The sequence below is a fragment of the Allosphingosinicella sp. genome, from assembly GCF_035626655.1.
Taxonomy (GTDB): Bacteria; Pseudomonadota; Alphaproteobacteria; order Sphingomonadales; family Sphingomonadaceae; genus Allosphingosinicella.
This window is the reverse complement of record NZ_DASPNF010000004.1, coordinates 133,491-155,166: the sequence shown is the minus strand read 5'-3', so window position 1 is coordinate 155,166 and position 21,676 is coordinate 133,491. Positions and strand designations below refer to the sequence as shown.

The following is a 21,676-nucleotide window of genomic DNA, read 5'->3' as shown; positions in this document are numbered from 1 at the left end:
GGTGCCGGTGATCTCGATGGTGAACGAGCCCGCAGCGGCTGTCTGCGACACGATGAAGCCGGGCAGCGCGCCGGTGATGACCAGAGTATCCCCGGCCACCCGGTCGGTGAGCGTGATCGTTGCACCGGTGATATTGCCGCCCGACGGGATCAGATCCTGGTCGAACACGGCCACGCCCGCGCCGATCGCGACCGCGGGACCGTCCTCGTTATAGGTCGTCGTGAAGTCGATGCCGGCAGCGCCGCCGTTCAGGTCAACCACCGGCCGCAAATTGTCGGGGGTGACGTTGACGGTCGCCGTGTAGACGGCCGACAGGTCGTCGCCGCCATTGGCCACGCCGCCATTGTCGCGGACCTGGAAGGTGAAGCTCGTATAGGGCGAGCCGAACTCGTCCGGGTCGGGCTGGAAGGTCAGCATGCCCGCCGCGATCGCGCTGTAGGCGATCTCGTCATTCACCTGGATGGCGACGCCGTTCAGCAGGATGTCGCCTTCGGCCGGCAAGGAGGTGAAGCGCACCGTGAACGGGGCGTTGCCGTCGACGTCGCTGAACGGGAAGTCGCTCGTCTGGAAGGTGTAGGGATCGTCCTCGCTGACCCCGTTGATCGTCACGTTCGCGCTGGTCGGCTCGTCGTTGATCGCGGTGATCGGGATGACGAGCTGGGCGCTGCCCTCCTCGTCGCCGGTCCCGCCGCTGAGCCCCGGATCGGCGCCGGTCGCGCCGCCATCATTGGCAGTCACGGTGAGCGTCGCGCTCGGCGGCGGGTTGTCCGTGTTCGGCGTGAAGCTGACCAAGCTGGTGGCGTCGGTGTCGAGCAGGGCCGCGATCTCCGCGAGCGTGCCGGTGATGGTGACGCTGCTGGTGCCGCTGCCCGCCACGCTCGCGCCGCTGCCTCCGGCCGTTACGGTCAGGATGCCGTAGTCGACCGACAGGGTGACGGTGAGATCGGCTGTCCCGGCGTCCACGTCGGCGACCGAGATCTGGCCCTTGAGGTCGAAGGCGACCTGCTCGGTGGCCCTGAGGGGCGGGCCGGCGAGCGAGAAGCCAATGCTCCCCGCCACCAGCCCATAGGTGCCGTCCGGATTGGTCTCGTTGGTGGTGAAGGCACGGCCGACGCCCGACATGTCGCTGTTGGTGATCGCCAACAAGATCCGACTGCCGTCGGAGGGCGACTGCCACAGGCCTTCGTGAAACGCGATCCAGTAATTGCCGGCCGACAGCGGGACAGCGCCGAGGTCGATCACCGCCTGGAACACGTCGCCGAAGCTGCTGTTCACCCCCGTGTCGGTCAGCACCGGCGAGAGATCGGCGCCGCTGACGATCAGGGTTCCCGGGAGGTTTGACCCATTATCCTGATAGATGGCGAAGCTCAATGATCCGCCGAACCCCTCCAAAATGCCCTCGAACGTGTTGTCAGGTTCCATCAGGTAGAGGGTTAGGCTCGACAGGGCCGTGGACGCGCCGAGCGTGAAATTCTCCGCCTGCACGAATTCGGAGATGTTGATACCGATACTGGAGTCTAGCACCGGGGCCTGGCTCCAGACGGCCGGCGGCTGCGCGATCGTCACAGTCGGGGCGTCGTTCACGGCGCTGACGTTCAGGGTGAAGGTGTTTGCGGAGGGATCGAGGTCGACGCCGCCATCGGCCGTCCCGCCATTGTCCCGGACCTGGAAGGTGAAATTGCCGTAGCCGGCGCCATTGCCGTTCGGAAGCGGCGTGTAGACCAGGTTCGGAATGTCGGCGACGGCGATCTCCGCCCCCGCGCTCAGCGCGTTGCCGTTCAGCGTCAGCGTGCCGTTCGCCGGCAGGGTCGTGATGACCACCGAGAAGAAGCCGTGATTGTCGATCGCGTCGGTGAAGCCGAAATCGGCGGCGGAGAAGGTATAGCTGCCGTCCTCGGCGATCGTCCGGGCGACGTCCGTCCCAGCCGGTGCATCGTTCACCGGCGTCACGGTGATCGCGATCGAATCGCTGTCCACCTGCGTGCCGCCGCTCCCGGTTTCACCATTGTCGGTGATCTGGATGCTGATCGCGTCCGGGCCGAAATAGTTGAGGTCCGCATTGTAGGCGAGGCCCGAGGCGAGGGCCGCGTTGATCGCCGCTGCCGTGCCGGAGAAGGTCATGGTCGCGTCGAAATTGCCGTCGCCGGCGGTGAAGCTGAGCCCGGTGACGTTGCCGAGCGTCAGCGCGCCATGCGCCACGCTCAGCGTCACCGACAGCGTCGTCGCGTCGACGTCGGCGACGGAGACGTTGGAAAGCGAGAAGGCGCCCTCCTCCGGAATGGTGATGGCCGTCGTCCCGAGCGTGATCGTCGGCGCATCGTTCAGCGCCGTGACGTTGAAGGTGATCGTATTGGGTGACTGGTCCGTGTCGACGCCGCTATTGGCGGTGCCGCCGTCGTCCCGCACCTGGAAGGTGAAGCTCGAATAGGGAGCGCCGTTGGCGTTCGGGGCCGGCCGGTAGAAGAACCGTCCGAGTGCGATGTCCGCAGCGCTAATGAACTCGCCCGCAACCACATCGACCGGATCCGCTCCTCCGGGGCCGTCGGGATCGAAGAAGAGGGTGCCCTGGACCGGGATCGTCGTGATCAGCACGCCAGCGAAGTCGTCGCCCTCGACCGGATCGCTAAAGCCGAAATCGGCGGCGGAGAGCGTGTAGGTCGCGTCTTCGCTGACGATGAGCGTGTTGTCCGTCCCGGCGGGCGCGTCGTTCACGGAGTTTACGGTGATCGCGATGCTGTCAGCGTCGGAAAGCGTGCCGCCCGTCCCGCTATTGCCATTGTCGCTGGTCACGATCTGCAGCGTGTCCGGGCCGTTATAGTCGGGGTCGGGCGTGTAGACGAGGCCGTTCAGGGCCTCGTTGATCTCCGCCACGGTGCCGACGATCTCGACCGTGGCCGTGCCGTTGCCCGTCAGCGAGGTCAGCCCCGCATGGCCGTTGGCGGCAAGCGTGCCGTGCAGCACGGTCAGCGTGACGGTGATATCCTCCGCGCCCGAGTCCAGGTCGGCCACGCTGATCAGGTTGCCGTTGCTGGCGGCGAAGAGCAGGCTGACGTCTTCATCCACGCTCCGGGCGCCAGGCACGCTGTTCACCGGCGCGTCGTTCACTGCGGTGACGTCGAAGGTGATCGTGTTGGGCGTCTGGTCCGTATCGTGGCCGCTGTTCAGCGTGCCGCCGCTGTCGACCACCTGGAAGGTGAAGCTCGAATAGCCGACGCCGTTGCCGTTCGACGCGGGCTGGAAGACCAGCAGGCCGCCATTGAGCTGGCTGAGCGTGACGAACGTGTTGCCCATCGTGATCGCGCTGCCGTTGAGGAGCAGGGTGCCGGCGGTCGGCAGGGTCGTCACCATGACCCCGATCGGACTGTGCCCGTCGACGTCGCTAAACCCGAAATCGGTGGCGCTCAGCGTCCGCGATGTATCTTCGGTGAGGCTGAACGTCGCGTCGGTGCCCGAGGGCGCGTCGTTGACGCCCGCGACCGCGACGAAGCTGTTGATCACGCGCGTGTCGACACCGCCATTGGCGGTGCCGTCGCCGTCGACCAGGGTCCAGGTGATCCGGCGCGATGCGGTCGAGGGGTTGAGCGTGTTGGTGTTGGTATAGGCGAAGATCCGGAGCAGCTCCTGCACGCGCGCCGGCGTGGCGTCGCCGTCGAAGCTGATCGAGATCGAATCGTTCGCGGACGCCGTCACAGTCCCGAAGACCACGCCGGCGATGCTGATCTGGCTGCCGACATTGCTGCCGTTGGACAGCTGGACGACGCCGCTGCCGTCCATGCCGAGCACGTCCTCGCCGGCGGCGAGGCCGAGGGTGATGGCGACGGTCAGCAAGCCGCCGTCGAAATCGGGACTGTCGACATCGGTGACCGTCGCATTCGGGCCCATGAGGCCGAAGTCGAGCCGCACCGGCGCGCCGCCCTCGATGAAGGAGGCGGTGTCGTTGCTGAGGCTGCCGATGACCGGCGCGTCGTTGACCGAGGTCACGTTCACCGTCGCATGGCCGGTATCGGTGCCGCTGCCGTCGCTGACCACATAATCGAAGCCGGCGACGCCATTGAAGTTGAGCGCCGGTGTGAAGGTGACGGTGCCGTCGCCGTTGAGCACGGCGACGCCGCCCGTGAAGTTGGAGACCGCGGTGATGACGAGGGGGCCGCCGTCGCCGCCGTCATTGTCATTGCCGAGCAGGTCGGCGGCCGCATAGGTGACGGGCGTATCCTCGGTCGCAGCGAGCACGTCGTCGACCGCGGTCGGCGGGTTGTTGACGGTGAGCACCTCGACCGTCACGGTCGCCGTGTCGACGCCCGGCCGCGCCACATTATTGTCCCAGATCTGGTAGGTGAACGTTGTCGTTCCGACAAAGCCCGTCGTCGGCGTGAACAGGATCTGATTGCCGCTGATCGAGACCGTGCCGCCGGTGACCGGCTGGCTCACCAGCTGGATGGTCAGCGAGTCGTTGGTCGGGTCCGTGTCGTTGTCGAGCACGTCCAGGACATTGGCGCCGCTGTTTCCGTTGATCGTGAAGCTGTCGTCGACGGCGTCAGGCGCGGCGTTGGGCGGCGCCGTGTTCAGGCCGGTCTCGATGACCCGCGAGAAAACGCTGCCGTCCCGGGCGAAGGTGACGACGAGGTCGCCGTTCGAGAGCCGGGAGAGCGTGTTGCGCCCGCCATAGTCGGTCCTGAAGCCGTAGAGCTGGCCGTCGAGGCCGATGAAGGGGCTGAAGTCGTTCTGGCCGCCGGCAAGGCTCACCTGGGTGGTCCCGGTGGTCGCAACGGGCGTGCTGCCGCCGGTCATGTCGAACCGCCGGGCAACGACTTGCGTCGGGGCGTTCTCGCCATCCCAGGTCACCACGAACGTGCCGTCCCCGAGATCGGCAACGGCCGGATGGAACTGGTCGCGGAAGCTCGGGTCGATCGGGCTCAGCGGGTCGCTGATCCGGAATTCCGAGCCGACCGCCGAGAAACTGGCGTCGAACAGCTGACCGTAAATGCCGCTATTGTCGGCGAACGCCGGAATGGAGGGGTCATCCTGTCCGTTCGACGCCCAGACGACCATATATCCGTCGGTCGTTCCGTTGCCGTCCCTGTCCACCGCGGAGATTGACGCGCCCCACTGGTTGCTCGCCGTGGTCGTGTTGACCTGGATCTCGCCGCCGGTGACCGCGCCGCTGGCGTCGAGCCTCCGCGCGAACACGTCCCACGTATTGGTGGCCGTGTTCAGCGACTGCCAGACGATGACGCCCGTATTGTTGTCCAGGAAGGCCACGTCCGGCACGATCTGGTGGCTGGTGGTGTTGACGTTGACCGGCTGCACCGCGGACGCGACCCCGGTGGCGCTGTAGGTGCGCGAAAAGATGTCGTTGTTCAGCGGGCTGCTGGTGGTGTCGGTCGACTGCGTCCAGGTAAAGGTAAAGCCCCCGTCCGGGCGCGCCTCGACCGAAACGGCTTTCTGCTGGGAAGGCTCGAGGCTGTCGACCTTGAACATGGTGTCCGCGCCGGGCGCGGCCGTGCTGCCGTCGACGTTGACCGGGCTGCCGCTCGCGTTGAAGCGTTGCGCGAAGATGCTGGTGCTGCCGTTGCCTTCATGCGGCGATTGCCAGGCGACGACGAAGCCGCCGTCGGCCAGCGCTGTGACCGACGGGAAAAACTGGCTTCCGAACGAGCCGGCCCCGCCGAAAATTCCCGAGGCATTGACGAGGAACATGTCGCTGATCGGGTTGCCGGCATTGTCGAACAGCCGGCCCAGGATCCCGGAACCGCTGCCGTCGACGATGGTCGTCCCTTCCGTTCCGGCCGACCACACCTGGATATACCCGCCGTTCGCGAGTGCCGCGACCGCGGTGAAATCGTGGAAGCTGTTATGCGTATTGCCCGGTATGTCCCCTCCGACCGGGTTCAGGACGCCGCTCGCGGGGTCAATGCTGAGGCTGACCGTGACGATATTGCCATCGGCGGTCCCGTCATTGGCCCGGTAGGTGAAGCTGTCGGACCCGACATAGCCGCTTTCGGGCGTGTAGCTGAAACTGCCGTCGGAATTGAATGTCAGCGTGCCGTGCGAGACGTCGTCTACCAGGGTGGCGGACAGCGCGTCCCCCTCCGCGTCCGTATCGTTGCCGAGAACGCCCGGGCCGGAAACGGTCAACACCGTATTCTTGAGGGTCGAATAATTGTCCGCCACGCCGGCCGGCGCGTCGTTCACCGGGTTCACATTGATGGAAACCGTCACGGTATTGCCGTCGGCGGTGCCGTCATTGACCCGGTAGGTGAAGCTGTCCGCGCCGTGATAGTCGGCGTCCGGCGTGTAGAGGAAGCTGCCGTCGGCGCTGAGCGACAGCGTGCCGTGCAGGACGTCGTCGACCAGGATGGCGGACAGCGCGTCGCCGTCGGCGTCGGTGTCGTTCGCGAGCACGCCGGCCATGGCCGCCACCATGAGCGGCGTATCCTCGTCCGTCATATAGGAATCGGCCGTCGCGACCGGCACGTCGCTCACCGGGTTGACGGTCAGGTAAACGGTCATGACGTTGCCGTCGGCGGTGCCGTCATTCGCCCTGTAGGTGAAGCTGTCGACGCCGTTGAAATCGCTGTCCGGCGTATAGTCGAAGCTGCCGTCGCTGTTCAGCGTCAGGGTGCCGTGCGAGACGCTGCTGACCAGCACGGCGGTGAGCGCATTGCCTTCCGCGTCCGTGTCGTTCGCGAGCACGCCCGGCGCGGCGATGGAGAGAGTCGTGTCCTCGTCCGTCGCATAATTGTCGTCGAGGGCGGCCGGCGCGTCGTTGACCGCATTGACGGTGATCTCGACGGTGACCGGCACCCCGAAGGAATTCCCGTCATAGGCCCAGTAGCTGAAGCTGTCGACGCCGCTGAACTCCGCCTCGGGAACATAGTCGAAGCTGCCGTCCGCATTCAGGGTCAGCATGCCGTGCGACGGGCCGCTCGCCAGCACGGCCGTCAGCGCGTTGCTTTCGGCATCCGTGTCGTTCGCCAGCACGCCCGGCGCGGCGACGTTGAGCACCGTGTCCTCGTCGGTCGAATAGCTGTCCGCGACCGCGACGGCCGGCTCGTTGGCGGCGACGACCGTAATGAAGACGGTGGTGACGTTGCCATCCTCGGTGCCGTCGTTCGGCTTGTAGGTGAAGCTGTCCGGACCGTCATAGCCGGCGTCCGGCGTGTAGATGAAGGTGCCGTCGGGATTGAAGGTGAGCGATCCGTGCTGCGGTCCGTCCACCAGCGTCGCGGTCAGCGGGTTGAAGTCGGCATCCATATCGTTGGCCAGCACGCCCTGGGGGGAGCCACGTCCCCCGACGGCGGAAAGCACCCCGTTCTCGGCCACCGAATAATTGTCGTCGACGCCGACCGGTGCGGTGTTGGCCACCGGCACGTCGAAGATGATCGCCGGCGTGCCGTCGATGGCGAAGCTGATATGCTCGACGTTGACGAGCGTGTCGGTGCCGATGATCGCGCCCGAATTGAGCCCGGTGACCGTGGTCGTGGCGCCGGAGAAGCTGATCCGCGCGACCTGCTCCATGTTGCGCAGCACCAGATAGTCGTTGCCGTCGGCGACGATGCTGAGCGTGCCCGCGCCGCCGTCGAACAGATAGAGCGCGGTGTCCTCGCCGTCGCCGCCGTCGAGGCTGTCGTCGCCGCCGGATTCGGGCAGGCCGCTATCGTCGAGCGCGATCATCAGCCGTGGCGCGCCGGACCAGCCGGTGCCGTGCGTGTCGATGTCGTAGATGAGGTCGCCCGCGAGCGTGTCGTTGCCGCCGCCGCCGGCGATGACGTCGTTGCCGCGTTCGCCGGTGATCCGGTTGGCATTGTCGTCGCCGGTCAGCGTGTCGCCGCCCTGCCCGCCGGAAAGGTTCTCGAAATTCGTCAGCCGCCAGCCGCCATAGCCCGTGATCTGGACGACGCCCTGCATGGCCAGCGACACCGTAATCCCGTTCTCGACGATCGCGGTATTCTCCGTGAAGCGGAACGTGTCCTCGTCCGCGCCGCCGTCGACGTCATGGTCGCCGATGCCGACCGTGATCAGGTCGTTGCCGCCATTGCCGGAGATCGCGTCATTGTTGGTCGAGGAGAAGTCGCCGCCGAAATTGGCCTGCGCGCCCCACAGCCAATTGTCGCCGTCGTCGCCGGTCAGGGTGTCCGAGAAGGCGGTGCCCGAGAGATGCTCGATGCCGGTCAGCGTGTCGTTGCCCTGCGAGAGCGTGTTCTGGGCGCTGCCCTGCAGCAGCAGCGAGACGTTGACGCCGAGCCCGCCGACATTGGTGAAATAGCTGGCCCGGTCGAAGCCGTCGCCGCCGGTGATGACGTCGTTGCCCGTCCCGCCGATCAGCTGCTCGTCGCCCTCGCCGCCGTCCAGATTGTCGTTGCCGGCGCCGCCCTGCAGCCGGTCGTGGTCGAGCCCGCCGAACAGCATGTCGTCATTGGCGCCGCCGTCGAGGAAGTCGCGGCCGTCGTCGCCGCTCATGATGTCGTTGCCGTTCCCGCCGCTCAGGAAGTCGTCGTCGTCGCCGCCGTTGATCGTGTCGTTGCCGTTGGCGCCGAACAGTTCGTCGTCGCCGGCCAGGCCGTTGATCAGGTCGTTGCCGCTGGTGCCGACGAGGGCGCCCGGGCCGGCATCGTCGCCGGGCGTACCGTCGATCGCCGGGTCGTCGCTGAGGATCGTGCCTGTGCCGGTGTCGCCGGAGATGGTCGCGCCGCCGGTGGGCACGGAGAGGGTGACGGTGAAGTCCTCCGGGTCCTCATAGTCGAAGTCGCCCTGGACGTTGATAATGATCGTCGCCGTGTCCTCGCCGTCGGCGAAGCTGACCGTGCCGCTCTGCGGGAAGCCGGCAAAGTCCGCGCTGTCGGCAAAGCTCGCCCCGCCCGGCGCGTTCAGCGTCCAGCTCGCGCCCACGGCGCCGTCCGTGCCGCCGGTGCGGGTGACGGTGAAGCTGAAGACGGTCGTGCCCGCATTGCCTTCGTCCATAACAACATTGCCGATGGAGAGCGCGCCGTGCTGAAGAGCATCAAAGGTCTGCCCGCTATTCACTCCCCCCGGACTGTCGTCGACGATCACCGCCCATGTGAATTCTGACGGCCGATTGCCCGTCCCGATGCGGCCTATCGAGCTTCCAGCAGCCGGCGCAGGATCTTCATCCACACCGACATTCACCGCACTCATCCCATTGGCTGGACCCGTGGTCGCGGTGACGGCGCCTTCGTAGCAAATGAACTCTACTACGGACCCGTCAGGGCGCACGAGCGCAATCCCTTCGTTTTCGTTCTGAAGCTCCGGAATTAGAAAGCTAAGCGTCCCAATTCCGTTTTCCTGGTCGGGAATAGTGCCCGACAAGGTGGTGTTGCTTATGATGGTGCCGCCATTGCCGTTGTAATGAATGATGCGCCAGCCAGCGACGTTCGTTCCGGCGATTCCTGCAACCTCGACAAACTCACCTGTGTCGGTGCTCGCGTTGTCGTAGTGAAATTCGTTTATCCAGAGGTCGCCGTACAGGAACGCGCTCGTCAACCCACCGGGATCAATGCGCCCGATCTCGCTCCCAACCAGCGCAAATTCATCCCCCCCGTTCAGCCTGTTCTCGATCGCCGGATTGATCTCGCTGGACGTGCGAAGCCTGCTGCGTGCCACGGGCATAACCCTCCCCTCGGCGACGAGAACGTCGTCGCCGGACTCGGGGGGGCGTCCCGGAGGGGGGCGTGTCGTTCCTGTCTTCGGCCATGAAGACGCCACGACTCGGAGCAGTGGCCGCTGCCCCAAACCGCCGAGGCTATGCCAGGACTGATTTAAGTCAATCGCTTACCGGGAAAATCCTGCAGGGTTTGCCGCAGACTGGATTTCGAATTGCGGCGGGGCCCCGAAATGGGAAGGCCGCCCGGACTGGTGACGGGCGGCCTCGCCGGTTCAGGGAGAGATTCAAGACGGACCGCAATGGTCGACATGGTAAACGGACGGCGCCGCCCGGCGTTCCTGGAAATAAACCAAATCTGGATCAGGCTCGTTACTGCTCCGTCGCTCCCCGCTTGCCGCCGGAGCGGTTTGCCGTCAGGCTGCTACGGGGAGGATCGGGCATGATCGACTTGGTGATGGCGGCGGCGCTGGCCCAGGCCGGGGCGGGGCCGGATCCGTGCCACGCGGCCGCTCCCGCGGCACGGCCCGCGACCTGCCGGCAATGGCGGCGGCTGGCCGGCGACGACCAGGTCGAGCTGTTCATCGATCCCGCCTCGGTGCGACGCGACGCGGCCGGCTTCGAGATCGACACGCGCATCGTCTACGCCACGCCGCAGGAGGAGGAGGGCATGCGCAGCGGCGTCACCACCAACCGCTATGACTGCGCGGCCCGCACCTGGGCGCTTCGTCACAGCGCCTATTATGACGAGAGCGGCACCCTGCTTGTCGAAGGCGACACCAGCGGCGACGCGGCGGACCCGGAGCCGGTTCCTGCCGGCAGCCCCATGGCCGGGCTCCTCACCGAATTCTGCCCACGCTGACGCAAGGCCCCTGCCGAACGGGAGAAAGCAGGCATGATCGCGCTGACCATCGCCGCAATGCTGGCCCAGCAGGCACCGCCGCCGGCGCCTGATCCCTGCAACGCCGTGCCGCGCCCGGCCGCCCTGCCTGCTGGCTGCACGCAGTGGCGGCTGCTCCGGGAGACGCCGGAGGGGAGCACGGCGGTCGATCCCGCCCCGGTGCGCCGCGACGGCGACATCGTCGAGATCGTGAACCGCGCGATCCTCGGCGAGGCGATGCGGGACGGCGCGCGCAGCTTCAACTCGCGCATCCGCCTCGATTGCCGGCGCCGCACGAGCCTGATCATGCACATCGTCGCCTACACCGGCGAGGGCGTGAAGATCTTCGACGGCCCGGCCGCACCCGCCCAGCCGCAGCAGGTGATGGAGGGCACGCCCTATGGCGACATGATCGCCTTATTCTGCCCGCGCTGAGGGAGGGAAAGTTGATCGAGCTGATGATCGCGGCGGCCCTGGCGCAAAGCACCGCACAGCCGGCCGACCCGTGCAATGCCGTCGCCACGCCTGCGCCGGCGCCGCCCGCCTGCCCGGCATGGCGACCGGTGAACAGCCATGGCGACGGCAGCATGTCCGTCGATCCGGCCTCGCTTCGCCGCAGCGGCGACGCGTTCGAGATCGCGACCCGGATCGTCTTCTCGTCGGACCGGCCGGACGGCGGGCGAAGCGGGATCAACCTGCTCCGCTTCGACTGCCGGGCGATGTCCCTGAGCCTGGTGCACATCACCGTCTACACCGCCGCCGGCATCCGGATGTCGGAAACGGCCGTCACCGGCGACGACGCCCGGCCGCAGCTGCTGATCGACGGCAGCCCGCTCGCCGGCCTGATAAGCGAATATTGCCCGGCAGTGGACGCGACGGAGCGGCGCGCCCGGCTCGCCGCGCTGCAGGCGGCCGCCGGCGAATGGCGCTCCGCGTCGCGCGACGACGAGGCCGAATTGTTCTTCGATACCGTCCCGGCCGAGCGCAGCGGCGACAGCGTCACCGTCAGGACTTTGATGCGATTCCACGCGGTGAGGCCGGACGGCGTGCGCAGCCATATCACCACCTTGCGCTTCAATTGCCCCGCGCGGACCGCATCGATGCGGCACATGACCGTGTTCCGCGACGACGGCGCCCCGATGATCGACGAGGACCTGACCGGCGACACCGCGGCCGAGCAGCCGGTGGGCCACACGGCCGGCCGCATGATGATCGACGCATTCTGCCCGCGCTGAGGAGGGAGAGACGATGCTCGAGCTCATGATGGCGGCGGCCCTGGCCCAGGGGGAGGCGTCCGACCCCTGCCACGCTGCCGAGCTCGCCACGCCGCGGCCAGCGAGGTGCCCGAATTGGCTCTATGTCCAGACCGACGATGGCAACCGGGTCTATGTCGATCCGGCGTCGCTGCAGCATAGCATTGCCGCGATTGAGATAGACACGCGGGCGGTTGCGGCCCGAAGCGAGCCCTCCGGCTTGCGCAGCGTCGTCGCCCGCCTGCGCTACGATTGCGCGACGCGAACCGCAGTCGCGCTGCACATCAAAGTCTTCGATTCCGCCGGCGCTCTCATAGTCGAAGGGCCTCCGCCTCCGGGATTCTCGTCTCCCCCGATTCAGGCGAATACGCCGATCGCGACCTTGTTTGCTGGTTATTGTCAGGCCCCTGCGTCGAGGGAGGTAGCATGATCGGGCTCATGATCGCGGCGGCGCTGGCGCAGGGCGCGGCAGAGCCGACGGACCCGTGCAACTCGATCGCGCGCGTCGCCGCCCCCGGCCCCGGCTGCCCCGGGTGGCGCCTCGTCCGCCGGGCCGAGGAAGGCGACGGCTATGTCGATCCGTCCTCGGTCCGCCGCGACGGCACGAACGTGGAGATCATGCTCCGCACCGTCTTCAACCGCCCGCTCGCCGGCGGCGCGCGCATCCTCAACGCGCGCATCCGCCTCGACTGCGCGGCGCGGACCAAAACCGTCGTCCATCTCAGCGCCTGGGACGAAAATGGCGGCCGGATCTTCGAGGCGCCGGTCACCACTGACCGGACCGCGCGGCCGGCGCCGGGAACGCCCTACGCCCAGGTGCTCGACGAATTTTGCGGCACCGCCACCGGCGCGTGAAGGAGGAGGCAGGACGATGATCGAGCTCGTGCTGGCGGCGGCTTTGGCCCAGGCGGCGGACCCCTGCCATGTCGGCCAGCCCGATGCCGGCCCGCCCCATTGCCCCCGCTGGCGGCAGGTCCAGCTGGTACGGGCGATCACCGACGCTTCCGGCTATGTCGATCCCGCCTCCGCCCGCCGCGACGGCAATGTCGTGGAGATCAACACGCTCACCGTGCCGACCGCGCCGATCGGGGGCAATGTCGCCCGCTTCGTGGCCCGGGTGCGGCTGGACTGCGTGGCCCGGACGACCAGGGTGCTTCACTTCACCGGCTATGATGCGGCGGGCGGCATCGTGCACGACGCGCCGGCCGGATTGGCGGCGGCCGAGCCGGCGCCGGCGGGCTCCCCCCGCGCCGCCCTGATCGACGAATTCTGCGCCCGCTAGGCCGGCGAAAGGAGCAGGGATGATCGAGCTCATCGCAGCAGCGGCCCTCGTCCAGGCGGAGGCGCCGCAATGGCGCTCCGTCCACCGCTCCGAGCGCGGCGAGGTCTTCGTCGATCCGGCCTCGCTGCGGCGCGACGGCGACATGTTCGAGATCACCATCCGGGCCCTGTTCGCCCGGGTCCAGCCGAGCGGCATGAAGAGCGGGATCACCCGCAACCGTTACAATTGCGCGCGGCAGAGCTTCGTCACCCTGCACGTCCGCTATTTCGACGCCGATGGCGCCACCATGGAGGACCGGCCCGCCCGGGGCTTCGCCGCGCAGGACCGGCCGGTCGGGGCGGGCTCGCCCAATGCGACGATCCTCGCCGAATATTGCCCGCGGCGAACCCCGGGCTAGGAAGCGGGCCGGCGCACCATTGCGGAACCGTGCGCTTCAATTTCGCGGCAGCATCGTCTAGGGCCTCCGCTCCCCGTTGGAATGGAACCAGACGTGACGCTCTACGCCCGCTTCGCCGCGCATCTCGACGCCCTGCTCGACGCCCTCGAGGCGGACGGGCAACTCCCGGCGGGGCTGAAGCGAAACGCCGTCGCCGTGGAGCCGCCGCGCGACCCTTCCCACGGCGATCTCGCCACCAATGCCGCGATGGTCCTCGCCAAGCCCGCGGGCACCAATCCGCGCGCGCTCGCCGAGCTGATCGCGCCCCGCCTCGCCGCGCTCGACGAGGTGACGGGCGCGGAGATTGCCGGGCCGGGCTTCATCAACATCCGCCTCGACCGCGCGGTCTGGGAGGAGGAGCTGCGCGCAATGCTCGCCGCGGGCGACGATTATGGCCGCTCCACCATGGGCGCCGGCCAGACCGTCAACGTCGAATATGTCTCCGCCAACCCGACCGGGCCGATGCATATGGGCCATTGCCGGGGCGCGGTGGTCGGCGACGCCCTCGCCGCTTTGCTCGAATATGCCGGCTATGGCGTGACCCGCGAATATTATGTCAACGATGCCGGCGGTCAGGTCGACGTCCTCGCCCGCTCCGCGCACCTGCGCTATCTGGAGGCGCTCGGCCGCGAGGTCGGCGAGATCCCCGAGGGCCTCTATCCGGGCGACTATCTGGTCCCGGTCGGCAAGGAGCTCGCCGCCGAATTTGGCGACCGCTACGCCGACGCGCCCGAGGAGGAGTGGCTGGAGGCGTTCCGGCTGACCTCGGTTCGGATGATGGTCGAGCTGATCAAGGACGATCTCGCCCTGCTCGGCATCCATCACGACCTCTTCGCCTCCGAGGCCGACGTGCAGGAGAGCGGCGCCGCCGAGCGGGTCATGGCCACCCTGCGCGAGAAGGGCCTCGTCTACGAGGGCGCGCTCGAGCGGCCGAAGAGTCTCGATCCGCATGACGAGTGGGAGCCGGTCGAGCTCACGCTGTTCCGCTCGACCGAATATGGCGACGACCAGGACCGGCCGATGAAGAAGTCGGACGGCAGCTGGACCTATTTCGGCGCCGACGCCGCCTATCATCTGCAGAAGGCCGAGAGCGCCGACCATCTGATCAACATCTGGGGCGCCGACCATGCCGGCACCGTGAAGCGCGTCCAGGCCGCGGTCTCGGCGCTGACCGACGGCAAGGTCGATCTCGACGTGAAGCTGGTCAACATGGTCCGCCTGTTCCGCGCCGGCGAGCCGGTGAAGATGTCGAAGCGTGCCGGCAATTTCGTCACTCTGGCGGACGTCGTGCGCGAGGTCGGCAAGGACGTGGTGCGCTTCATGATGCTCACCCGCCGCGCCGATGCGCCCCTGGACTTCGATTTCGCCAAGGTCGTCGAGATGTCGAAGGACAACCCGGTCTTCTACGTCCAATACGCCCACGCCCGGATCAGTTCGCTCGGCAAGCGCGCGGCGGAGGAGGGGATCGACCTCGCCGGCGAGGCGGACCTGTCCCTTCTCGACGACGAGGAGCTGGCGCTGGTCAAACTCGCCGCCACCTTTCCCCGCCAGGTCGAAGGCGCCGCCGCCGCGCATGAGCCGCACCGGATCGCCTTCTATCTCAATGACCTCGCCGCCGCCTTCCACGCCTGGTGGAACCGCGGTAACGACGACCCCTCGAAGCGTTTCCTCCTGGCACAGAATCCCGAATTGACACGCGCGCGTATGGCTTTGGCACACGCAATCGGGCAAATTGTCCGCAATGGGCTCGGCATCATGGGGGTGACCGCGGCCACGGAGATGTAGTCATGCCGCGACGCCCGGCCGACGGAGGGGATGCCCCGATGAGCGACAACCGCGCCGATCCCGATGCCGAGGAGATCGTGCTGGCCGACGAGGACCGGCTGCCCTGGCTCGAGGCGGTCGAGGAAGACGACGATGGCCGCGACGGCCCCTCGGCCTTCAAGCTGGTCGCGGCGCTCGTCATCGGCCTGATCGCGATCGGCGTCATCGTCGGCGGTCTCTACTGGCTCGGCAATCGCAGCCAGGCCGACGAGAACCAGATCATCACCGCCGAGAAGGGCGACTACAAGCAGCGTCCCGAAAATCCGGGCGGCATGAACCTGTCCGGCGAGGGCAATACCAGCGTCGCCGCCAGCGAGGGCAATACGCCGCGCGGCAATCTCAACGTCAACGGCGTCGCCGAGCAGCCGGCCGCCCCCGCCCAGCCGGCGCGGCCGACGCAGCAGGCGCCCGCGCCCGCGCCGCAGCCGGCCCGCCCGGCCCCCGCCCCGCAGCAGCCGCAGCGTCCGGCCCCGGCGCCGAGCGGCCCGGCGATCCAGCTCGGCGCCTTCTCGACCCCGGCCGCGGCCAACAATGCCTGGCGCGCGCTCGCCGGCCGCTTCCGCTATCTCGCGCCGCTCTCGCACCATCTGGTTGCGGTCCAGTCCGGCGGCCGCACGCTCCACCGCCTGCGCGCCTCCGGCCCCGACAGCGCGAATGTCTGCCGCCGCCTGCAGGCCGCCGGCGAGGCCTGCACGATCGTGAACTGACGCCCGGTCGCGACCGACTGACGCCAGGCGACTCCGTTCGGGCTGAGCCTGTCGAAGCCCTGCCTTTCTTCCTGTTGCCGAGCAGGAAGGACAGCCCTTCGACAGGCTCAGGGCGAACGACGGGTTTCAATCGGGGTGTATCATTTTCTAAAAGGCCCCATGCTCCCCGCCTTCCTCGGCCTCAGCGGCCCCGTCCTCACCGATGCCGAGCGCGGCCTGATCCGCGACGCAGATCCGGCGGGCTTCTGCCTGTTCGGCCGCAACATCGTCGACCGCGCCCAGCTCCGCGCGCTGACCGACACGCTCCGCGCCGTCTCCGGCCGCGCCGACCTGCCGATCCTGGTCGACCAGGAGGGCGGCCGGGTGGCCCGCCTCCGGCCGCCCTTATGGCCCGAATTCCCCGCCGCCGTCCGCTTCGCCGCGCTCTACGAAAAAGCGCCGATGAGCGCGATCGAGGCGGCGCGGGCCAATGCGCAGGCGATGGCGCTGCTGCTCGGCGAGGCCGGCATCAACGCCAACGCCGCGCCGGTGCTCGATCTGCTCCACTCCGGCGCGGACGCAGTCGTCGGCGACCGCGCCTTCGGGGCCGAGCCGATGCAGGTCGCCGCGCTCGGCCGGGCGGTGCTGGACGGCCTCGCCGCGGGCGGTGTCGCCGGAATCATCAAGCACATGCCGGGCCATGGCCGGGCCGGTGCCGACAGCCACCATCATCTCCCGATCGTCGAAGCGTCCGCCGAGGCGCTGGCGGCCGACCTCGCCCCCTTCCGCGCGCTTGCCGCCCGCGCGCCGATGGCGATGACCGCCCACATCCTCTACCCGACATGGGATCGCCGGCATCCGGCAACCCTGTCGCCAACCATTGTCGCGAACGTCATCCGCGGCGAGATCGGCTTTGACGGCCTGCTGATGACCGACGACATCGCCATGGACGCTCTCTCCGGCACCCTGGCCGAGCGCGCGCAGGCGGCCCTCGCTGCGGGCGTCGACATCGTCCTCCACTGCTCGGGCGAGGCGGCGGACAATGAGGCGCTGGCGAATGCCCTCCCGCAGATGGGCGAAGCCGCCGCCGCCCGCCTCGCCCGCGCGATGACGCTCGACGCGGCGCCCGCGGACCTCGAGGCGCTCATCGGCAAGCGCGACGCCCTGCTCGCCTGCGCCTGAGTGATTGCCGCGCTTCGGCTATCATGTCACCTTCAGGCGAATGGAGGTGGCACCATGAAAGCGATCATCATCGTCATGCTGGCGGTCCAGGCCGCGGCCTTCCTCGCGACGGTGATTGCGGTGCTCACGGGACGCAGCGTGATCGGCCGCCGTCCGGCCTGGTCTATCTCCACCATCGCCCTGGTCATCATCTCGGGCGCCTCCTGGAACATTGGCAACAGCCATGCCGGCCAGCCGGGCGCGGACATCCTGATGTACGGCTCGCCCTTCCTGCTCGGCATGGGCGTGATGGCCGCGCTGATGCTGCTCCGCCACCGCCGCGGGCTGGACCGGCTGGATTGACGCGCAGGACGGAGCGACGCCTGCTCCAGGCCGCCGTCGCGCTGGGCTGCCTGTCGCCTCTGATCTTCGGGCTGCGCGGCATCGTCGAAGGGCCGGCCATGGTCGGGGCCGCGCAGGCGCCGCCCGACCTCGCCAGCCATTATCGCTATCTGTCCGGCCTGTTCCTCGGCCTCGGCCTGGTCCTGGCCTCCTGCGTGCCGGCGATCGAGCGGCGGACCGCCCGCTTCCGCTGGGTCTGCGCGGCCGTCATCATCGGCGGCCTGGCGCGCGCCCTGGGGATGGCCATGGGCGACGCCCCCTCGGCGGGCCACTGGCTCGCGCTCGCCGCCGAGCTGGGCGTCGTCCCCTTGCTGCTGCTCTGGCAGGCGCGCGTGGCCCGCCGCTACGCTAGGTGACCTTGCGGTAGATCGTCGTGCCGAGCAGCAGCATCGCCAGCGCGATCACCAGCGCCACCACGAACAGGACCTTGGCGATACCCATCGAGGCCCCGGCAAGGCCGCCGAAGCCGAGCAGGCCGAGCACCAGAGCGGCCACAAAAAAGATAAGCGCCCATTTCAACATGACAAATCTCCTTTGCCGGGCAGAACGAACCGCCCCCGGCAAAGGCTCCCAAGCTCAGGTCCGGACCAGCCCCTCCACCGCCCGGGCAGCGGCGATATTCGGGAACAGGGCCCGTGCCGCGCGGGCCATGTCGAGCCGGTAATGCTGCGCGACCGCGCTGGCGATGAGCGTGTCGAGATCGAGCGTTGGCCTCAGGTCGCGGCCCTCGTGCAGCGAAGCCTGCGCCAGGCCCGGCCAGTCGGCGATCACGCGGCCGCCGGCCACGGCGCCGCCGAACAGCATGGCCAGCGAGGCGGTGCCATGGTCGGTCCCGCCGGTGCCGTTGGGCGCCGCGGTGCGGCCGAACTCGGTGGCGACGACGACCAGGGTGTTCGCCCAGTCGGCGCCGAGCCCGGTCCTGAGCGCGCCGAGCATCGCGTCGAGCCCGCGCAGCTGCTGGCCGAGCCGCGCGCGCTGGCCGGCATGCGTGTCCCAGCCGCCGGTCTCGATCACCGCGACCCGCGCCCCCCCGGCGCCGGAAAGCAGCCGCGCGGCGAGCTGGCCCGTCGCGGCGCCGTTCCGTCCGCCCGCGTCCGCGATGTCGCCGGCCATGCTCCGCGTCTGCATCGCCTGCTGCCAGGCCGCATGGAGCTGCGGGTCGCTCTCGTAGAGATTGCCGACCCGGGCGAGCAGGTCGTCCGAGGCGTCGGGCAGGGCGGAGGGCGCGTAGGAGCCGACCTCGCGCGCCCCGCGCAGCACCATCGGCACCGTCGCCGAGACCGCGATCGCCCGGCTTTGCCCGCCCGGCAGCAGGCCGAGCAGCCGGTTCATCCAGCCGTCGCGCAGGGCATAGGCGGCCCGGCCGCCCGTCTCGAGGATGTTCTGCCCGTCGAAATGCGAGCGGTCGCGATAGGGCGAGGCCACGGCATGGACGAACAGCGCCTCGCGCGCCGCGAACAGCCGCCCGGCCTCCGCCAGGTTCGGGTGCAGGGTGAAGAAGTCGCCCGCCCGGATGCCGTTCGCGAAATCCTGGGCGAAGGCGCCGCGCAGGGGCGCGAAGCCGGGATCGCCGGTCGGCGCCAAGGTGCCCAGCCCGTCGGCGGCGCCGCGCTGGATGATGAAGACGAAGCGACGGTCGGTCGCGGCCTGCGCGACCGAGACGCCGGGCGCGACGAGGAGGGCCGCGGCGGCGGCGGACTGGGCGAGGAAGGTGCGGCGATCATACATCGATCATCTCCTCAGGAATTCGGGCGCGACCAGCAGCAGCGCCAGCCCCTGGCCCGGGCTTTCCGCCCGCGCGATCGCCTGGCGGGTGGCCGGCGTCAGCGCATCGGGCAGGAGGCGCGGCCCCAAGGTCCGGGCATCGATCAGGCCGCCGGTGCGCGCGGCGATGCGCTCCGCCGCCTCGACCCGCCGCATCAGCGCGTCCGGGCCCGCCCAGCTGGCGGCGATGTCGTCGAAGCCGGCGGGCGAACCCGGCCGCCAGACGGGCTGGCCGAGCTGGTTGAGCAGGCCGACGGCCGGCTGCGCCTCCACCTGGCGCGTGCCGACGGCGCGCAAGGTCGCGATCGACCAGTCCCAGGGGGTGCGGAACTTGGCGCTCGTCGTCGCCCAGGCCTCGGGCGAGCCGATGAGCGCGCGATAGACGGTCGGCAGGTCGCCGCCGCTGCCGAGCCAGGCCTGTTCGAGCCGCCGGACCATGGCCGGCGGCGGCTCGTCGCCGCCGAAGTGGCGGGCGAGCTTGGTCGCGAGATGGCGGGCGGTCCGGGGATCGGCGGCGAGATCGCGAAGCACCGCGCTCGCCTGCGCCTCGCCGTCCTGCCGGTAGGCGCGACCGAGGACCGTCCGCGCCCCCGGCTCGTGGATCCGCCCGGCGAAGACGAAGTCGCCGGGATTGCCCTCGACCCCGATGAAGCGCTGGGCGGGGCCGCGGGTCAGCCCGGCCACGGTCCAGCCCGTCATCGCCTTCGCGAATTCGGTGACGTCTGCCTGCGTATAGCCGCCGTCGACCCCGAGCGTGTGCAGCTCCAGGATTTCGCGGGCGAGATTCTCGTTGATCCCGCGCCGCTGCACCTGCGCCTGCTGGCGGAAGCGGGCGAAGCGCTGGCCGAGTTGCGCAGCCTCCGAATTGGGCCCGATCGACTGGGCCTGGTCGAGATAGAGCAGCATCGCCGGATGCCGCTCGACCGCGAACAGCATGTCCTCGAACCGGCCGAGCACGTGCGGGCGGATCGCCTCGAACTCGAGCAGGCCGCCAATGCCGATGGTGACGAGCCGGTCCGCCGAGATCGCGAAATGATTGGCCCAGAAATGCACCATCCGCTCGACGAACGGCGCCGGCGTGGTCAGCGCCACATTGGTCCGCGCCCGGACGAGCGCGAGATAATTGCGCCGCGAGGTCTGGCGGATGAAGCGGCGGGCGGAGTTGGGCAGGCCCGCCAGCTGGTCGTTCTCGCCGTCCATGCCCGGACGCTGCCCGCGCATCGCGGGCCCGGTCATCGTCATGTCGTCGGCCCCGGCCGTTGGCTGCGGCTGCGTCTCGCCGCGCCGGCGCGCGCGCCGGCGCGCGCGATTCTCGGTTCGCGCCTCGTCGAAATAGGCCGCGAGCTGCCCTGCTATCTCGCGTCGCTGCGGCGCCGCGGCGATCGGCGCGGGCCGCGCCTCGAACCGGTCGAACTGCTGGAGCAGCCAGCGCCGGGCATCGTCGGGCGCGGCCTCGTCGGCCCGCGCGCCAAGCCCGAAGCGGTTGAAAGCAAGAGACAAGACAGACATCGGCGCCGATCCTCCCGCCCCTTCTAACGCGCCAGCCCCATATGTCCTTCGTCAGACATCATGCGGAAACGACGGGCCGAACCGACCAGTCGCCCCCCTCATTCGTCGTCCGGCACGAAGCACCGCTCCGCCGCGATCAGCATCATGTCAGGCGTACCGGCGGGCGCGCCGGCCAACATGCTCTCGATCCGGTCGGTCTCAATCGCAGTGAACATGCATCGCTCGTACCTGGGCCAGCTCCCGGCCTGCTCCACGGCAAGGCGAAGCTGCTCCCGCGCCTCGGTCGGCATGCGGTTCTGTGCATACATGAGCGCGAGGGCCACACGCCCGGCGGGGGCAGAGATATATTCCGGTTGGGCATGAGCGGGCGACCGGGCGATGAGTTCGAGAAACAAGGCCGCCGCGGCCTCGATGCGGGCAGGCTCGCCCCGGGTCCAGGAGGCGCGGCTGCGGAGCATCGCGAGGTACCGCAGGTTCGCCAGCGTTTCGAAATTGGTCGGCCCGAGCGCACGCAGGCGGATCCGATAGGCTTCCTCCAGCGCGGTCTCGGCGCTTGGCGGAGGATTCTCCCGGTTCAGCGCGATCTGGGCATCCGCATAGCTGTTGAGGGCCAGGGCCACTTCCGGATGGGCATCGCCGAAGGCAGCGCGATAGGCTGCAATTGCGGCCTCGAGATAATGAATCGATTCCGCCTTGAGCTGCCGGTCATCCGTGGAGGAGGCAATGTTGTAGAGGCCGACGCCGAAGGAGGTGAGCAGGTCGGCGACCTCCACGCTCTGCGCGCCATGCCTCGCCCTTGCGGCGGCGAGCCGGCGTTCGAAGTCAGCCTTGCCGGCCGCAAGACCCCTGCTTTGCACGAT

General features: G+C 68.8%; 17 protein-coding genes. 12 read left to right on the top strand and 5 right to left on the bottom strand.

Features of this window, described 5'->3' with window-relative positions; translation table 11 throughout:
- Nucleotides 1–8,961 (bottom strand): tandem-95 repeat protein (locus VEC11_RS02805; RefSeq protein WP_464128921.1); only part of this gene is annotated, 8,961 nt, incomplete at its 3' end.
- 1,100 nt (nt 8,962–10,061) lie between these two features.
- Between VEC11_RS02805 and VEC11_RS02800 the strand changes: the two genes are divergently transcribed.
- From VEC11_RS02800 to VEC11_RS02745, 12 genes are all read left to right on the top strand, one after another.
- The gene (locus VEC11_RS02800) at nt 10,062–10,481 is read left to right on the top strand and encodes a surface-adhesin E family protein (protein WP_464128919.1); all 420 of its coding nucleotides are present in this window, start codon (nt 10,062–10,064) and stop codon (nt 10,479–10,481) included.
- Nucleotides 10,482–10,514: 33 nt separating this feature from the next.
- Nucleotides 10,515–10,934, top strand: a complete 420-nt coding sequence (locus VEC11_RS02795) for a surface-adhesin E family protein (RefSeq protein WP_464128917.1) — start codon at nt 10,515–10,517, stop codon at nt 10,932–10,934.
- Nucleotides 10,935–10,945: 11 nt separating this feature from the next.
- Nucleotides 10,946–11,734, top strand: coding sequence for a surface-adhesin E family protein (locus tag VEC11_RS02790; protein ID WP_464128916.1), 789 nt, complete (start codon nt 10,946–10,948; stop codon nt 11,732–11,734).
- 13 nt (nt 11,735–11,747) lie between these two features.
- Complete coding sequence (locus VEC11_RS02785; RefSeq protein WP_464128913.1) at nt 11,748–12,182, top strand: surface-adhesin E family protein; 435 nt, start codon at nt 11,748–11,750, stop codon at nt 12,180–12,182.
- Entirely contained in the window at nt 12,179–12,607 is a 429-nt protein-coding gene (locus tag VEC11_RS02780) for a surface-adhesin E family protein (protein WP_464128912.1), read from the top strand. The genes VEC11_RS02785 and VEC11_RS02780 overlap by 4 nt, the downstream gene beginning before the upstream one ends.
- A 16-nt stretch (nt 12,608–12,623) precedes the next feature.
- A complete protein-coding gene (locus tag VEC11_RS02775; RefSeq protein WP_464128910.1) occupies nt 12,624–13,034 on the top strand; it encodes a surface-adhesin E family protein in 411 nt (136 codons plus the stop codon).
- Between the two features lie 19 nt (nt 13,035–13,053).
- Nucleotides 13,054–13,431, top strand: a complete 378-nt coding sequence (locus VEC11_RS02770; RefSeq protein WP_464128908.1) for a surface-adhesin E family protein — start codon at nt 13,054–13,056, stop codon at nt 13,429–13,431.
- Nucleotides 13,432–13,524: 93 nt separating this feature from the next.
- Nucleotides 13,525–15,255, top strand: coding sequence for an arginine--tRNA ligase (gene argS / locus VEC11_RS02765; protein ID WP_464128906.1), 1,731 nt, complete (start codon nt 13,525–13,527; stop codon nt 15,253–15,255).
- 38 nt (nt 15,256–15,293) lie between these two features.
- On the top strand, nt 15,294–16,001 hold the full coding sequence (locus tag VEC11_RS02760; RefSeq protein ID WP_464128904.1) for an SPOR domain-containing protein: 708 nt from the start codon (nt 15,294–15,296) through the stop codon (nt 15,999–16,001).
- A 159-nt stretch (nt 16,002–16,160) separates the two neighbouring features.
- Nucleotides 16,161–17,162 carry a beta-N-acetylhexosaminidase gene (gene nagZ, locus VEC11_RS02755; protein ID WP_464128902.1) on the top strand — a complete coding sequence of 334 codons (1,002 nt, stop codon included), beginning with the start codon at nt 16,161–16,163 and terminating at the stop codon, nt 17,160–17,162.
- A gap of 54 nt (nt 17,163–17,216) precedes the next feature.
- The gene (locus VEC11_RS02750) at nt 17,217–17,504 is read left to right on the top strand and encodes a hypothetical protein (protein WP_464128900.1); all 288 of its coding nucleotides are present in this window, start codon (nt 17,217–17,219) and stop codon (nt 17,502–17,504) included.
- Complete coding sequence (locus VEC11_RS02745; RefSeq protein WP_464128898.1) at nt 17,501–17,899, top strand: DUF4345 domain-containing protein; 399 nt, start codon at nt 17,501–17,503, stop codon at nt 17,897–17,899. Before VEC11_RS02750 ends, VEC11_RS02745 begins: the two co-directional genes overlap by 4 nt.
- Here VEC11_RS02745 and VEC11_RS02740 read toward each other — a convergent pair.
- From VEC11_RS02740 to VEC11_RS02725, 4 genes are all read right to left on the bottom strand, one after another.
- Nucleotides 17,892–18,065 carry a DUF1328 family protein gene (locus VEC11_RS02740; protein WP_464128895.1) on the bottom strand — a complete coding sequence of 58 codons (174 nt, stop codon included), beginning with the start codon at nt 18,063–18,065 and terminating at the stop codon, nt 17,892–17,894. The two genes, VEC11_RS02745 and VEC11_RS02740, sit on opposite strands and share 8 nt — an antisense overlap.
- Nucleotides 18,066–18,119: 54 nt before the next feature.
- Nucleotides 18,120–19,271, bottom strand: coding sequence for a DUF1501 domain-containing protein (locus VEC11_RS02735; RefSeq protein ID WP_464128892.1), 1,152 nt, complete (start codon nt 19,269–19,271; stop codon nt 18,120–18,122).
- A 3-nt stretch (nt 19,272–19,274) separates the two neighbouring features.
- Complete coding sequence (locus tag VEC11_RS02730; protein WP_464128890.1) at nt 19,275–20,816, bottom strand: DUF1800 domain-containing protein; 1,542 nt, start codon at nt 20,814–20,816, stop codon at nt 19,275–19,277.
- 98 nt (nt 20,817–20,914) lie between these two features.
- Nucleotides 20,915–21,589, bottom strand: a complete 675-nt coding sequence (locus VEC11_RS02725; RefSeq protein WP_464128888.1) for a hypothetical protein — start codon at nt 21,587–21,589, stop codon at nt 20,915–20,917.
- Nucleotides 21,590–21,676 lie beyond the last annotated feature (87 nt).